13 protein-coding genes are annotated in these 13586 nt (G+C 66.8%); 6 read left to right on the top strand and 7 right to left on the bottom strand.

Features of this window, described 5'->3' with window-relative positions:
- The first annotated feature begins 149 nt into the window (after positions 1 to 149).
- Both Q358_RS0102235 and Q358_RS0102230 read left to right on the top strand, forming a co-directional pair.
- Positions 150 to 1316, top strand: coding sequence for an iron-containing alcohol dehydrogenase (locus tag Q358_RS0102235; protein ID WP_027960548.1), 1167 nt, complete (start codon positions 150 to 152; stop codon positions 1314 to 1316).
- Between the two features lie 116 nt (positions 1317 to 1432).
- Complete coding sequence (locus Q358_RS0102230) at positions 1433 to 2395, top strand: ABC transporter substrate-binding protein (RefSeq protein WP_027960547.1); 963 nt, start codon at positions 1433 to 1435, stop codon at positions 2393 to 2395.
- Positions 2396 to 2411: 16 nt separating this feature from the next.
- On the opposite strand, the gene Q358_RS0102225 is transcribed toward Q358_RS0102230, so the two are convergent.
- The 3 genes from Q358_RS0102225 to Q358_RS0102215 are packed head-to-tail and all read right to left on the bottom strand — an operon-like array spanning position 2412 to position 4134.
- Positions 2412 to 3143, bottom strand: coding sequence for a 16S rRNA (uracil(1498)-N(3))-methyltransferase (locus Q358_RS0102225; protein ID WP_051530136.1), 732 nt, complete (start codon positions 3141 to 3143; stop codon positions 2412 to 2414).
- Positions 3144 to 3167: 24 nt separating this feature from the next.
- Complete coding sequence (gene secB / locus Q358_RS0102220; protein ID WP_027960545.1) at positions 3168 to 3680, bottom strand: protein-export chaperone SecB; 513 nt, start codon at positions 3678 to 3680, stop codon at positions 3168 to 3170.
- A 31-nt stretch (positions 3681 to 3711) separates the two neighbouring features.
- Positions 3712 to 4134 (bottom strand): rhodanese-like domain-containing protein, encoded by a 423-nt coding sequence (locus Q358_RS0102215; RefSeq protein WP_027960544.1) that lies wholly within the window; start codon positions 4132 to 4134, stop codon positions 3712 to 3714.
- Positions 4135 to 4445: 311 nt separating this feature from the next.
- On the opposite strand from Q358_RS0102215, the gene gpmI reads away from it, so the two are divergent.
- The 3 genes from gpmI (at position 4446) to Q358_RS0102200 (ending at position 8534) form a co-directional block, all read left to right on the top strand.
- Entirely contained in the window at positions 4446 to 6011 is a 1566-nt protein-coding gene (gene gpmI / locus Q358_RS0102210) for a 2,3-bisphosphoglycerate-independent phosphoglycerate mutase (RefSeq protein WP_027960543.1), read from the top strand.
- Positions 6012 to 6019: 8 nt separating this feature from the next.
- A complete protein-coding gene (locus Q358_RS0102205; protein ID WP_027960542.1) occupies positions 6020 to 7162 on the top strand; it encodes a murein hydrolase activator EnvC family protein in 1143 nt (380 codons plus the stop codon).
- A gap of 67 nt (positions 7163 to 7229) precedes the next feature.
- Complete coding sequence (locus tag Q358_RS0102200; protein ID WP_027960541.1) at positions 7230 to 8534, top strand: S41 family peptidase; 1305 nt, start codon at positions 7230 to 7232, stop codon at positions 8532 to 8534.
- A gap of 7 nt (positions 8535 to 8541) precedes the next feature.
- On the opposite strand, the gene Q358_RS0102195 is transcribed toward Q358_RS0102200, so the two are convergent.
- The 4 genes from Q358_RS0102195 to Q358_RS0102180 are packed head-to-tail and all read right to left on the bottom strand — an operon-like array spanning position 8542 to position 13083.
- Complete coding sequence (locus tag Q358_RS0102195) at positions 8542 to 9804, bottom strand: UbiH/UbiF/VisC/COQ6 family ubiquinone biosynthesis hydroxylase (RefSeq protein ID WP_027960540.1); 1263 nt, start codon at positions 9802 to 9804, stop codon at positions 8542 to 8544.
- Positions 9805 to 9846: 42 nt separating this feature from the next.
- Positions 9847 to 11058: a 2-octaprenyl-6-methoxyphenyl hydroxylase gene (ubiH, locus tag Q358_RS0102190; RefSeq protein ID WP_027960539.1), complete on the bottom strand. Its 1212-nt coding sequence runs from the start codon at positions 11056 to 11058 to the stop codon at positions 9847 to 9849.
- A 57-nt stretch (positions 11059 to 11115) separates the two neighbouring features.
- Complete coding sequence (pepP, locus tag Q358_RS0102185; protein ID WP_043487517.1) at positions 11116 to 12477, bottom strand: Xaa-Pro aminopeptidase; 1362 nt, start codon at positions 12475 to 12477, stop codon at positions 11116 to 11118.
- 27 nt (positions 12478 to 12504) lie between these two features.
- On the bottom strand, positions 12505 to 13083 hold the full coding sequence (locus Q358_RS0102180; protein ID WP_027960537.1) for a UPF0149 family protein: 579 nt from the start codon (positions 13081 to 13083) through the stop codon (positions 12505 to 12507).
- Positions 13084 to 13258: 175 nt separating this feature from the next.
- On the opposite strand from Q358_RS0102180, the gene Q358_RS0102175 reads away from it, so the two are divergent.
- Positions 13259 to 13558, top strand: a complete 300-nt coding sequence (locus Q358_RS0102175) for a cell division protein ZapA (protein WP_027960536.1) — start codon at positions 13259 to 13261, stop codon at positions 13556 to 13558.
- Positions 13559 to 13586 lie beyond the last annotated feature (28 nt).

Raw genomic sequence — 13586 nt, 5'->3', positions numbered from 1 at the left:
GGGACGGAACGGCGCGGGCGGAACGGCGATCACGAGAGTCGGACATGAAAGTGATTTCCGCAGTAAGTGTGGCGACTAGTATGGGGGCATGTTACCAAGATACAAAGGCCCGACGTTCATTGTCCAAATACAACCTCAAGGGAGCCACCATGTCGACTCAGATTATCCTGCCCCGCCTCATGCAGATCGGCGACAATGCCAGTCAAGAACTGCCCGCCGTGCTGGCCAGCCTCGGTTGTCGGCGTCCACTGATCATCACCGACAAGACGATGGTGCAGCTCGGCCACGTCAGCCGGCTTCAAGAGATTCTTGCCGAGCACAAGGTCGTGGCAGATGTCTTCGACGCCACCGTGCCTGAGCCCACCGTCGGCTCCATTCAGGCCGGCGTGGAAATGGCGCGCGACGGCAGCTACGACGGCCTGATCGCCTTGGGCGGCGGCAGTCCCATAGACAGTGCCAAGGCGATTGCAATACTCGCCAAGCACGGCGGCGAAATGCGCGACTACAAGTTTCCCCGTCAGGTAACCGAGGCGGGGTTACCGATCATCGCGATACCCACCACCGCGGGTACCGGCTCCGAGGCCACCCGATTCACCATCATCACCGACGAAACCAGTGACGAAAAAATGCTCTGCGTCGGCATCGGCTTCATGCCGGTGGCGGCGCTGATCGACTACCGTCTCACCCTTAGCGTGCCGCCGCGTACCACTGCCGATACCGGCATCGATGCGCTGACCCATGCGATCGAGGCCTACGTCAGCCAGAAGCGTAATCCCTACAGCGACAGCCAGGCGCTCTCGGCGATGCGCTTGATCGGTCCGAACCTGCGCCGCGCCTACCATCAGGGCGATGACCAGCAGGCCCGCAAGGCCATGATGCTGGGCTCCACCCTGGCTGGAATCGCGTTCTCCAACGCTTCAGTGGCCCTGGTGCATGGCATGAGCCGCCCCATCGGGGCCCACTTCCATGTGCCTCACGGGCTTTCCAACGCCATGCTGTTGCCCAGCGTGACCGCCTATTCGATACCCGCTGCGCCTGAGCGCTACGCCGACTGCGCCCGCGCCATCGGTGTGGCCGGGGAACAGGACGACGATGATGCAGCCAACCACAAGCTGCTCGACGAACTCAGGGCCCTCAATGAAGAGCTGCAGGTACCCACGCCCGAGCAGTTCGGCATCGAGCGGAAACGCTTCTTCGAACTCATGCCCAGCATGGCCGAACAGGCGCTGGCCTCCGGTTCACCCGGCAACAACCCCCGCGCTCCCGACGCCGACGAGATCATCGAGATCTACCGGCAACTATGGGTCGACGCCTGACCCTGATCACCCGCACTACGCGCGTGCCACATCCACGCCACAGGACCGGCCGCCATGGCATTTTTCAGCCGCCTCATGCAGGGTAGGCACGTTCACTGATGATAGAGGGAGTTCCCATGAAAGCCACACGCACAGCTCGCCACTGGTTCATCGCCGGTGCGCTGTCTGCAGGCATGTTCGCCCTGCTCACGCCACTCACCGCACAGGCCGCGCCTGAGCAATCGACTCTCGATGAAGTCCGCTTCGGCGTGCCCCCCTGGCCCGGCATCACGGTCAAGAGCGAAGTGGCCAGCCAGTTGCTCGAGACACTCGGCTACAGCACACGCCAGCGCGAACTGGCGGTCAGCGTGATTCTCAATGGGCTTGCCCAGCGCGATCTCGAAGTGTATCTGGCCGGCTGGTACCCGCAGGAGCGGGATATGCTGGCCCCGCTGCTCGAGGACGGCTCGATCATCGAAATCGTCAACAACGTGCCCTCGGCAATCACCGGCATCGCCGTCAACGACGAGGCCTGGCAGGCCGGCGTGCGCAGCATCACCGACCTGGACAAGCATGCCGACAGCTTCGATAGCCGCATCTTCGGCATCGAGGCCGGTTCGGGGATCAACGACGCCGTGCTTAACGTGATCGACGAGGATCGTTTTGGCCTCGGCGACTGGCAGCTGCAGGAGTCAAGCGCCTCGGCGATGCTCGCCCAGGTGGGCCAGAAGATTGACGCCGGAGAATGGGCCGCCTTTATCGGCTGGCAGCCACACTGGATGAACGTCGCCTACGACATGCACTACCTGGAAGACGTCGACGACTCCGGCGCCGCCCAGCTGGAAGGCCATGTCGCCACCGTCGTGCGCTCCGACCTTGCCGAGCAGGACCCCAACCTGGCGCGCTTCTTCGAACAGTTCGTGGTGGGCAGCGAAATCCAGAGCCAATGGGTGAACGCCTACTCTCGCGATGAGCGCCGTGCCGACGACGTCGCCAGCGAGTGGATCGCCGAACATCAGGATGTCATTGCCGAATGGCTCGACGGCGTCACCACCCTGGAAGGCGAGTCCGCCATGGACGCGGTGCGCGCCCAGCTTTAGTACGAGCCCATATTCCCTACAGATCCCCGAAGCGCGCCTGCAGCAGCGACAGCGCCACCACCGGGGCGGTCTCGGTGCGCAGGATGCGCGGGCCGAGGGTCAGGGGTACGAAGTCCACGGCCTGGGCGCTTTCCACTTCGGCGGCGCTTAGGCCACCTTCGGGGCCAATCAGCAACGCGGCAGTAGCGGGGCGGCCTTCGCGCTCCAGCGCGCCGGGGGTGCCGGGATGCAGCACCAGGCGCAGCGCCTCGTCGCGTTCGGCCAGCCAATCGGCCAGGGTGAGGGGCGCATGCACCGGTGGCACCACGGCACGCCCGCACTGCTCGCAGGCGCTGGCCGCCACGGCCTGCCAATGGGCGATCTTCTTCGCCTCGCGCTCCCCCTTGAGGCGCACATCGCCATGCTCGGTGTAGAGCGGCGTAATGGCGGCCACCCCCAGCTCCACGGCTTTCTGAATGGCGTAGTCCATGCGGTCGCCCTTGGAGACCGCCTGGCCCAGGTGCACCCCCAGCGGCGATTCGCCGGCACCGCTCGACACGGCCTCGATGCGCGCCACCACTCGCTTGCGCGTAGCCTCTACCAGCACCGCACGCGCCTCCAGGCCCGCGCCATCGAACAGCCGCAGTGCGGCCCCCTCACCCAGGCGCAGCACCCGAGCTACATGGCGGGCAGGGCCCTCGGGCAGAACGACGTCGCCGCCGACACAGAGGTCGGCGGCGACATGGATACGCGGCGATCTCTTGATCATCACTTCAGAGCCACGTGAGCGACCTCACTGGGTCGCCGGCGCGTCCTGGCCCTGCTCGGCCTGGCGCTGCTTCTTGCGGGCGTAAATCGCCTCGAAGTTGACCGGGGCCAGCATCAGCGGCGGGAAGCCGCCGCGGTTGACCAGATTGTCGATGCACTCGCGGGCATAGGGGAACAGCACATTGGGGCAGAAGGCACCCAGTGTATGGTCGAGCTGGTCGCCCTCGATGCCGGAAATGCGGAACAGGCCGGCCTGCTCGAGCTCGGCCAGGAAGGAGGTGGTGCCTTCCTCGCTATGCGTCACCTGGGCGGTCACCTTGATGACCACCTCATAAAGGTCGTCTCCCACCTGGGTGCTGGCGGTGTCCAGCTCCAGCCCCACCTTGGGCTTGAAGGGCTGCTGGAAGACCGCCGGCGAATTGGGCGCTTCGAAGGAGATGTCCTTGACGTAGATACGCTGCACGGCAAACTGCAGCTTGGGCTTTTCCTGCTGGCCGGCAGCCTGGCCGTCGGCGCTCTGGTTATTCTCTTCCGCCATGGGAAAGGTCCTTTTGTACGGTAAATAGAGGCTATTTCTTGACCACGGGCAGGCCATCGGCCTGCCATTGTGTCATGCCACCCTTGAGCTTGAGCACCCGAGAATAGCCGGCCTTGGAGAGTTTGGCCACGGCCGCGCCGGAGGCCTGACCGTGCTTGCAGGCCACGATGATCGGCTTCTCCTTGACCTTCTCGAGTTCCCCCAGGCGATCGTCGAGGCGACTCTGGGGGATATTGCGGGCACCGGCGATATGGCCGGCCTTGAAGTCACCCGCCTCCCGGGTATCCAGCACCACCGCATCCTCGCGGTTGATCAGCTGGGTTGCCTCACCGGAGGTCACGCCACTGGCGGCGCTATTGCGCGCCTCGTAAAAGACCCAGGCGGTCAGCACCAGGAGGAAGGCGCCCACCAGCAGCGGGTGGTTCTGCACGAATTCAAACAGCTGATCGATCATGGGTGCGAATAACTCTCGTCTCGATACACGAAAACAGGGGCGCTAGGCCGCGCTCGGGCGCCTAGTATACACGAGGTCGACGCCGACGAATCGGGCCGCCTGCGGCGGGGCGCCATGGCGGTCGACCGCCGAGGGTCCATGACGCAACGATGCCGCCTGCGCTATGATGCCGCAAGATATTTCCTGCCGCGACCCCGAACGCCCAGGGTCGAAGACCCCCGAAACAGGGTCGGTATCGGCCGACGATAGGTGACAGCCGCTATCCGGGCCCGGTCGCGCTTGTTGCACACCATATTTCGAGGACACTCGCCATGACCGCCAACGCCCCGCGCCCTGTCGCCCTGATCATCCTCGACGGCTACGGCCACAACCCCGACCCGGCCCACAACGCCGTGGAGGCCGCCGACACGCCGGTCATGGACCGCCTGTGGGCCGAGCATCCCCACACCCTGATTCATACCGATGGCCGCCACGTCGGGCTTCCCGACGGCCAGATGGGTAACTCCGAGGTGGGCCATATGAACCTCGGTGCAGGCCGGGTCGTCTATCAGGACTTCACGCGGATCACCAAGGCCGTCGAGGAGGGGGAACTGGATACCATCGAGCCCCTGACCGCGCCCATCGACGCTGCCGTGGCCGCCGGCCGCGCGGTGCACCTGCTGGGCCTGCTCTCCCCGGGCGGGGTGCACAGCCACGAGGACCACATCCTCGCCGTCGCCGAACTGGCCGCCCGCCGCGGCGCCACGCGCGTCTTCGTGCACGCCTTCCTGGATGGCCGCGACACGGCGCCCCAGAGCGCCCTGGCCTCCATCGAGCGCACCAACGCCCGCCTCGCCGAGCTGGTCGGCGCCGACAATGGTTTCGTGGCCTCGATCATCGGCCGCTACTTCGCCATGGACCGTGACAACCGCTGGGAGCGCGTCGAGAAGGCCTATCGCCTGCTTACCGAGGGCGAAGGCGAGCATATCGTCGCCGCTGCCGAGACGGGGCTGCGTGCCGCCTACGAGCGCGGCGAGACCGATGAATTCGTGGCCGCCACCAGCGTGCGCCCGGCCGGCGTGCCGGTCACCCTCGAGGAGGACGACGCCGCCCTGTTCATGAATTTCCGTGCCGACCGAGCCCGGGAACTGACCCGCGCCCTCGTCGACGCCGACTTCGAGGGCTTCGAGCGCCGCGCCCATCCCCGGCTAGCCGCCGAGGGCCTGGTCACCCTGACCCGCTATGCCGCCAACATCCCCGCGCCTGCGGCCTTCCCGCCGGTGGACCTGCACAACACCCTGGGCGAAGTGGTCGAGAGCCGCGGGCTCACCCAGCTGCGCATCGCCGAGACCGAGAAGTACCCCCATGTCACCTTCTTCTTCTCCGGCGGTCGCGAGGCCGAATATCGCGGCGAGGAGCGCATCCTGGTGCCTTCCCCCCGGGATGTGAAGACCTACGACGAGAAGCCCGAGATGAGCGCCCATGAGGTCACCGACCGCCTGGTGGAGGCCATCGATTCGGGGCGTTTCGACCTGATCATCTGCAACTATGCCAACGGTGACATGGTCGGCCACACCGGCGACTTCGACGCCGCGGTCAAGGCCATCGAGACCGTCGATGGCTGCGTGGCCCGGGTGGTCGAGGCCATCCAGCGCGCCGGTGGCGCCTGCCTGGTCACCGCCGATCATGGCAATGCCGAGCAGATGATCCACCCCGAGACCGGCGCCCCCCAGACCGCCCACACCACCTTCCAGGTGCCGCTGATCCATGTTGGCGAACGCTCGGCGCGGCTGCACGACGACGGCAGTCTGTGCGATATCGCCCCGACCCTGCTGGCGATGATGGACCAGCCGGCCCCCGAGGAGATGGGCGGACGCTCCCTGCTCGGGCTCGACTGAGCGGCGGGATGGCCAGAGTCGCCACTCCCCTCGCCGCGCTGCTGCTGACGCTCTGCCTGGCCGGACCCTTGGCGGCCCAGCCCAGCGAGGAGGCCGTACAGGAACACCTCGACGCCATCGGCGACGCTATCGAGGAGGCCGACCGGCGCCTGTCATCGACACGCCAGGCCCGTGACGAAGCGGCTCGCCAGCTGAAGGCGATCGAGACCTCGCTGGCTACCACGCATCGCCGCCTCGATGCGCTACAGGCCGAGCAGCGCGAGCTGGGGGCAGAGATGGAAACCCTGCAGTCGCGTCGCGATGAGCTCGATACAGAGCGTAGCGACCAGCTCGAGGCCATCAACACCCAGCTCGATGGACTCTATCGGCTGGGTCGCTCGCCCCAGCTGAAGCTGCTGCTCAATCAGGACGACCCGGCGCGACTGGATCGCCTCCAGCACTATCTGAATCATCTGGCCCGGGCCCGCCGCGCCCGGCTCGACGAACTGGCACACCTCGAGGTCGCCCTGGCCGAGACCCGGCGCCAGCTCGACACCCGTGGCGAACGCCTCGATGCTCTCGCCGCCGAACTCGCCGAACGCAGCGCCGAGCTGGTCGACCAACGGCGCGAGCGTGCCGGCCTGATCGCCCGGCTGGACAGTCGTCACAGCGACGAGGCCGCCCGACTCGCCTCCCTGGAACAGGATCGCGAGCGGGCCGAGCAGGTACTGCGTGACGTGCAAGAGCAGCTGGCCCGCCTGCAGCGTCCGCCGCCTTCCACCGCCATCGAGCGCACCCGCGGGGAACTGCCCTGGCCGGTACAGGGCAACATCGTCTCGCGCTTCGGCGCCGGCGAGGCCGTGCATCATAACGGTATCCTGATCCAGGCCGCCGAAGGCAGTCCGGTGCACGCCGTACATGCCGGCCGGGTCGTGTTTGCCGACTGGCTACGCGGCTTCGGCAATCTGTTGATCATCGATCACGGCGATGGCGTGATGACCCTCCACGCCCACCTGCAACACTTTAGTGCCCAGGTGGGCCGGCCGGTCTCTCAGGGCGAGGCGATCGGCGCCGTGGGCATGAGCGGCGGCCATCGGCACCCGGCCCTCTACTTCGAGGTGCGCCGCGGCGGCGACCCCATCGACCCCCAGGCGTGGATCGCCCGACGCTGAACGCTTTCCATGCGCGCCGACGGCGGGCTATGCTGGGCGCTCACCGTTTTGGAACCGCGGAGTTCGCATGACCCCAGCGCTTTCCCTGCCAGGCAGGCTTTCTCGCCTCTGCTCGCCTCGACGCCTGCTGGCCGGGCTGCTGCCTCTGGCCCTGCTGATGCTGCCGCTGACGGCGCCGGCCCAAACCGTCGATGACGAGCTGCCGGTGGCCGAGATCCAGACCTTCGCCGAGGTGTTCGAGCGCATCAAGCGCGCCTACGTGGAGGAAGTCGATGATGCCGACCTGCTCCACAATGCCATGCGTGGCATGCTCAGCGAACTCGACCCGCATTCCTCCTATCTCGACCGCGAGGCGTTTCAGAGCCTGCGCGAGTCGACCCAGGGGGAGTTCGGCGGCATCGGCATCGAGGTGGGCATGGAGGACGGCCAGCTGACGGTGATCACGCCCATCGATGATACCCCTGCGTCCCGAGCTGGCCTGCAGGCCCGCGACCAGATCCTGCGCATCGATGACACGCCAACCGAGCGCATGTCGCTGCAGGAGGCCGTCGACCTGATGCGCGGCGATCCAGGCAGCGAGATCGAGCTGACCATCCTGCGTCTGAACGAAAGCTCACCGCGGCGCGTCACCCTGTCACGGGAGAACATCCGCACCGAAAGCGTGAAGAGCGAGCTGCTGGCCCCCGACTTCGGCTATCTGCGCATCAGCCAGTTCCAGACCCGCACCGGTGACCAGGTCGATGAACACATCCGCCAGCTGAACCGCGACGGCGAGCTGGACGGACTGGTACTCGACCTGCGCAACAACCCCGGCGGCGTGCTGCAGGCCGCGGTGGCGGTAGCCGATGCCTTCCTGGATGAGGGGCTGATCGTGTATACCGAGGGGCGCCTGCCGGATACCGAGATGCGCTTCTCGGCGAATGCCAGCACGACGGCCCCCAATGTCCCTCTGGTAGTGTTGATTAACGGCGGCAGCGCCTCGGCGGCGGAGATCGTTGCCGGCGCCCTTCAGGACCAGAATCGCGGCGTGATAATGGGCACCGAGAGTTTCGGCAAGGGTTCGGTCCAGCAGATCATGCCGCTGGGCAATGATGAGGGGCTCAAGCTCACCACGGCGCTCTACTTCACCCCCGGTGGCCGCTCCATCCAGGCCCAGGGCATCCAGCCCGATGTACGGGTCGTGCGAGGACGCGTGGAGGTCACCGAGAGTGGCCGCGGCGTTCGCGAGGCCGATCTGGCAGGCCACCTGGATTCCCGGGAGGCCCCGCGTGAAAGGTCGGAGCAGAGCGAACGACTGCGCGAAGACTATCAGCTGAGTGAGGCACTCAACCTGCTCAAGGCCCTCAACGTGATCCAGCAACGCGACCGCTGAGAACTGCTCAGCGACAGGTGGCAGGCAGTCGGCCCCGCTGGCCGGTGGCCTGCTGCAGCAGTATCCGCTTGAGAGGAATCAGCCGGTCCACGCCACCCATGCCCAGGTTACGCGCCAGCGTCAGGGCCGGGTGATGCGATCCGAACAGCAGTCGGAAGCCATCCATCAGCGCCAGCATGCCGGCATTGTCGCCGCGGCGGCGGCGTGCGTAGCGGGCCAGCACCCGCTCATCCCCCAGCCCTACGCCTCGCCGGCGTGACGTCAACAACTCCTCGGCCAGCACCGCGGCGTCCATCAACCCCAGGTTGACCCCCTGGCCGGCCAGGGGGTGTATGCCATGGGCGGCATCACCCACCAGGGCGAAGCCGGGCAGGGTATAGCGCTCGGCATGGCGCTGCACCAGCGGGAAACCTACCGCCTCGTCGAGCACCGTTACCGCGCCCAACCGATGATCGATGGCCGCCGCCAGCGCCTCTCCCAGGGCACCAGGATCGAGATCGGCCAGGCGCCTGGCCTCGTCGGGAGAGGTGGACCACACAATGGAACAGTGGTGCTCTTCCCCGTCCACCGCCAGGGGCAGGAAGGCGAGCGGCCCCGTGGGCAGGAAGGCCTGGCGCGCCGCCCGACCATGGGGCACCTCGACATTCACCGTGGTCACCAGCCCCACATGGCCGGTCTCGCGCTCACTGACGGCGATACCCGCCAGGTCACGCAGGTGAGAACGAGCGCCATCCGCCGCCACCACCAGGGGAGCGCTCAACCGGCGGCCGTCCTCCAGCACGATGCAGCGCCCCTCGGCGCCGCCTTCCAGCCCTTCGACCCGCGCCCCCAGGCAGAGGCGAATCGAGGGCAGCATCGTCAGGCGCTGCTCCAGCGCCGCCAGGGTGACGTCATTCTCGACGATATGCCCGAGCACCGGCAGGCCGGCTTCATCGGCGGAGAAATCGACCTCACCGCTGCCCTCGGCGTCCCATACCCGCATATAGCGATAGGGGCTGACCCGCCGGGCCGCCATCCACGGCCAGGCCTTCAGCCCCTCGAGCAGTCGCTGCGAAACCGGTGTCAGCGCACTGACGCGGCGTGCCGGCCGCCCGCACCCCACCGTCTCACCATCCAGCAGGGCGGGCCTGGCATCCACCAGCGCCACCTCAACGCCGGCCTCGCCGAGCAACACCGCCAACGCGGCCCCGACCATGCCACCACCGACGATGATCACCTCATGGTGGTCATCCGCCGCGTGCGCGGTACTCTCCTCGCCTGCATCCTTCATGCCTTCTCCTCCTGTCGCCTCTCGGCTCACCACCAGCTTCCCTTATCGCTCCAGTCCCATGGCGCGGCGGGCCAGATCACGCCGCAGCGGCCCCGCCAGATTGAGGCCGATCAATCCGGCGGCTCGCGCATGGCCGAGCAGCCGGCTGTCGATACCGAACAGCCGTACCAGGCCGTCACTGAAGCGGGTCACGTTATGCCGATCGGCGGCGCGGCGCGCATCGAAGGCCTCGAGCACTTCGGCGGCGCCTATCGAGCGCCCTTTTACCAGCCCTTCTTCCAGCGAGGCCACCAGATCCATCACACCGCGCAGCGCCAGATTGAAGCCCTGCCCGGCCACGGGATGCAGGGCATGGGCGGCGTTGCCCAATACCGCCAGCCCGGGGCGAGTGGTCTCTCGTGCGGTCACCAGGCTCAACGGATAGGCGTGGCGACTGCCCACTCGTCGAAAGCGCCCCGCGCGGTCGCCGAAGGCGGCCTGGAGTTCGGCCAGGAAGTCGCCATCGGCCAGCTCCAGGCGCCGTCGTTCTTCACCCGCGGCATGGGTCCACACCAGCTCCATGGTCTGGCCCCGCATCGGCAACAGGGCGATGGGTCCGTCGCGGGTAAACCGCTCCCAGGCGACCCCCCGATGGGGGCGGCTCATCTCGACGCCGGCGATCAAGGCGACCTGATCATAGGGCCGCGTATCGCTGATGATACCCAGACGCTCCTTCAGCCCGGAGCGCCCGCCATCGGCCAACACCGTGAGCCCCGCCTGCAGGCTGGTGCCGGTAGAGAGCGCCAGGCGATACCCTTCGGGTGTCGGCGCTATCGCCTCGACCCGATCCGGGCAATACCAGTCCACGGGGAGCCCGGTGAGGCGCCGATGCAATACTCGTCCCAGCCAGGCGTTGGGCACCACATGGCCCAGCGCCTCGAACCCGAGCTCCCCGGCATCGAGGCGGGTAGCACCGAAATGGCCGCGCTCGCTGACGTGAATGTGGCGAATGGCGGCGGCCTCCTCGGCCATCGCCGGCCACACCCCCATATCGGTGAAGCGCAGGGAAGTGCCGAGAGAAATCGCACTGGCCCGGGCATCGAAGCTCGGCTGCCAGGGCGCCGCGGCCTGGTCGAGAACGGGTGATGCCTCGATCACCGCGACCGAGAGCCGGTATCGTTCGATCAGCGGCGCCAGCGCACAGGCCAGGCTGGCCCCTACCAGCCCGCCCCCCACAATGGCGATATCCACCCTCTCTGCCGCCGGGTGTGTCATGTCGAAATCATTCATAATGTAAATTACATAAAGAAATTAAAACCATTTTATTCACGCTCACTTTTCCGCCATCAACGCTTCGATGGCGGGAATCGATTTCGGCACGGAGGCCGTCAGCACGGCATGGCCTTCATCGGTCACCGCCACGTCATCCTCGATGCGAATGCCGAGGCCGCGGAAACCCTCGGGAATATCGTCGTCATCGGGCACGTAGAGCCCCGGCTCCACGGTAAGCACCATGCCCGGCATCAAGGGCCGAGGCTCGCCATCCCGGCGGTAGGCGCCCACGTCGTGGACGTCCAGCCCCAGCCAGTGGGAGGTAGAGTGCAGGTAGAAGCGTCGATAGCTCCCGTCGTCGATACGCGACTGAACGTCACCCTCGAGCAGCCCCAGCTGGATCAGCCCGGCGGTAAGGCCACGCACCACCTCGGCATGAATCGCCGTCAGGGTGGTGCCGGGTCGAACCGCGGCCACCGCACGTTCCTGCACCTCAAGCACCACCTCGTAGAGTGCCCGCTGGGTGTCGCTGAAGCGACCGTTGACCGGAAAGGTACGGGTGATATCACCGGCATAGAGGTCGAACTCGGCACCGGCATCGATCAATACCAGGTCACCGTCCCGGAGCGGCGCACGATTCTCGATATAGTGCAGCACACAGGCATTGGCGCCGCCACCGACGATGCTGGCATAGGCCGGACCGCTGCCACCCTGCCAGAGAAACTCGTGCTCCAGCGCCGCCTGCAGCTGGTACTCCCGTAGCCCCGGGCGTACCGCACGCATGGCGCGCAGATGGCCGCGGGCCGAGACCTCGGCGGCATGACCCAGCAGGGCGAGCTCGGCCCGGCTCTTGACCAGCCGCGCCTCGTGAATCAGCGGCGCCACATCGGCAAGGGCCTCGGGAGGACACGCCCCGTGCCGCTGCCGAGCCACGAGGTCGGCGCGAATCTCCTGGGCCAGCCCCATCGCCTCGGCGCTGTCCAGCGCCAGGTAGAGCGTGCGCCGTCCATCGAGTAGCGTGACGAGACGTGCGTCGCGCTCGGCATTCTCGAAGGCCTGGTCGACGCCGTGCTCGCGAACGGCCCCCTCGGCCCCCAGGCGGAAACCGGTCCAGGCCTCCAGCATGGGGTCGCGATCCTGGCAGAACAATACGCTTTCTCCCTCGGCACGCCCCGGCAGCAGCAGCAACAGGGCATCGGGCTCGGGAAAGCCGGTGAGGTAGTGGAAATCGCTGTCCTGACGAAAGGCAAACTCGCTGTCCCGCGAGCGGGTAACCAGGGACGCCCCCGGCATCAGCACCGCGGCATCATCGGGCAGGGACGCCATCAACGCCTGGCGGCGCCATCGATACTCGGCAGTGGCGACCGGGGCCGGGCGCGGCAGGGCCTCGGGCAACGTCTCGGGCAACGTCTCGGGCAACATGGGCACTCCTTGTCGGCGTTGAAGCATTCAGTGGCGCGTGGTGGACTCGGTATCCTCGACCTGGGGTTGGCCAGGATGCTGCTCGGTATAGAGCAGCATGGCCGCCATGCGAACGTGCTCGACCAGGGCGAAGAGGTCATCCTCGTTCTCGGCATCCTCCTCGAGATCGTCCGGCATGGCGGCGATTCCACTCAGGTCTTCCAGCGCCTCGCGCAGCGATGTCGACCACGCCTCCCGAGGCGCCTCGCCGGCATCCTCGATGACTTCCAGAAAGCCCAGGGTCCACTCCTTGAGTCCCTGGGCATGCTCGCCTAGGGAAAAGAGCTCATCGGGCAACAGTGGTTCATAGCCAAGCTCGCTGCCGGAGAGGGCCTCCAGGGTCTGGCGACGCCAGGCCAGGAAGCGCTCGGCGGATGACTCGTCGCGCGGCTGCTCGACACCCAGCACACCACACACTTCCGCAAGCCAGGCGGCGGGGTCGATATCGTGCATGGCGAGCTGGGCGCACAGCCGACCATCGGTAAAGGCCGGCGACTGCATGCTGCTGTGAAGCAGGAAGAGGTCGGCGATGGTGGAAAAGTCCTGGCGTTCGTCGATCAGTGACATGGGAACTCCATGGTGGCGGAATGTGCGAAGATGATGCCAATCGTCGCTGCGCGTTGACCCCCCGAGAAGCGGTCTCTTATAGTGACGGGCCATGCGGTACTGACTGGATGTTAACGCATCGGCCCCCAGGGACGCGCGGCCAGCGTAGCCTGCCGGGTCGAGCCGGAGCCCCCCGATGAGCGATGCGACACGGCCAACCGCCGACATTACCCTGCTGGGACGCAGCTACGTCATTGCCTGCCCCCCAGAGGAAGAAGCCAAGCTGGAGCGTGCGGCCCGCTACCTGGACCGTGCCATGACCGGCATTCATTCCCAGAATAACCTGCTGGGCAACGAGCGTATCGCCGTCATGGCGGCGCTCAACATCACCCATGAACTGCTGGAGGCACTCGAGAACCAGCGTGAAGGGGAGCGCAACCTGGATGCCCTGAGCGAGCGTCTGGAGCGCGCCCTGGCCAATACCCAGCCACGCTGAGCCCGACTCACGGAATCCATTGGCCGCC

Source organism: Halomonas halodenitrificans DSM 735 (genome assembly GCF_000620045.1).
Classification (GTDB): Bacteria; Pseudomonadota; Gammaproteobacteria; order Pseudomonadales; family Halomonadaceae; genus Halomonas; species Halomonas halodenitrificans.
The sequence above is the reverse complement of the archived record's forward strand: the minus strand, read 5'-3'. Positions and strand labels throughout refer to the sequence as shown.

Bases quoted from the DNA above. Each gene is read 5' to 3' on its own strand.
- Q358_RS0102235 (WP_027960548.1), top strand. From the start codon at position 150: ATGTCGACTCAGATTATCCTGCCCCGCCTCATGCAGATCGGCGACAAT.
- Q358_RS0102230 (WP_027960547.1), top strand. From the start codon at position 1,433: ATGAAAGCCACACGCACAGCTCGCCACTGGTTCATCGCCGGTGCGCTG.
- Q358_RS0102225 (WP_051530136.1), bottom strand. From the start codon at position 3,143: ATGATCAAGAGATCGCCGCGTATCCATGTCGCCGCCGACCTCTGTGTC.
- secB (WP_027960545.1), bottom strand. From the start codon at position 3,680: ATGGCGGAAGAGAATAACCAGAGCGCCGACGGCCAGGCTGCCGGCCAG.
- Q358_RS0102215 (WP_027960544.1), bottom strand. From the start codon at position 4,134: ATGATCGATCAGCTGTTTGAATTCGTGCAGAACCACCCGCTGCTGGTG.
- gpmI (WP_027960543.1), top strand. From the start codon at position 4,446: ATGACCGCCAACGCCCCGCGCCCTGTCGCCCTGATCATCCTCGACGGC.
- Q358_RS0102205 (WP_027960542.1), top strand. From the start codon at position 6,020: ATGGCCAGAGTCGCCACTCCCCTCGCCGCGCTGCTGCTGACGCTCTGC.
- Q358_RS0102200 (WP_027960541.1), top strand. From the start codon at position 7,230: ATGACCCCAGCGCTTTCCCTGCCAGGCAGGCTTTCTCGCCTCTGCTCG.
- Q358_RS0102195 (WP_027960540.1), bottom strand. From the start codon at position 9,804: ATGAAGGATGCAGGCGAGGAGAGTACCGCGCACGCGGCGGATGACCAC.
- ubiH (WP_027960539.1), bottom strand. From the start codon at position 11,058: ATGACACACCCGGCGGCAGAGAGGGTGGATATCGCCATTGTGGGGGGC.
- pepP (WP_043487517.1), bottom strand. From the start codon at position 12,477: ATGTTGCCCGAGACGTTGCCCGAGACGTTGCCCGAGGCCCTGCCGCGC.
- Q358_RS0102180 (WP_027960537.1), bottom strand. From the start codon at position 13,083: ATGTCACTGATCGACGAACGCCAGGACTTTTCCACCATCGCCGACCTC.
- Q358_RS0102175 (WP_027960536.1), top strand. From the start codon at position 13,259: ATGAGCGATGCGACACGGCCAACCGCCGACATTACCCTGCTGGGACGC.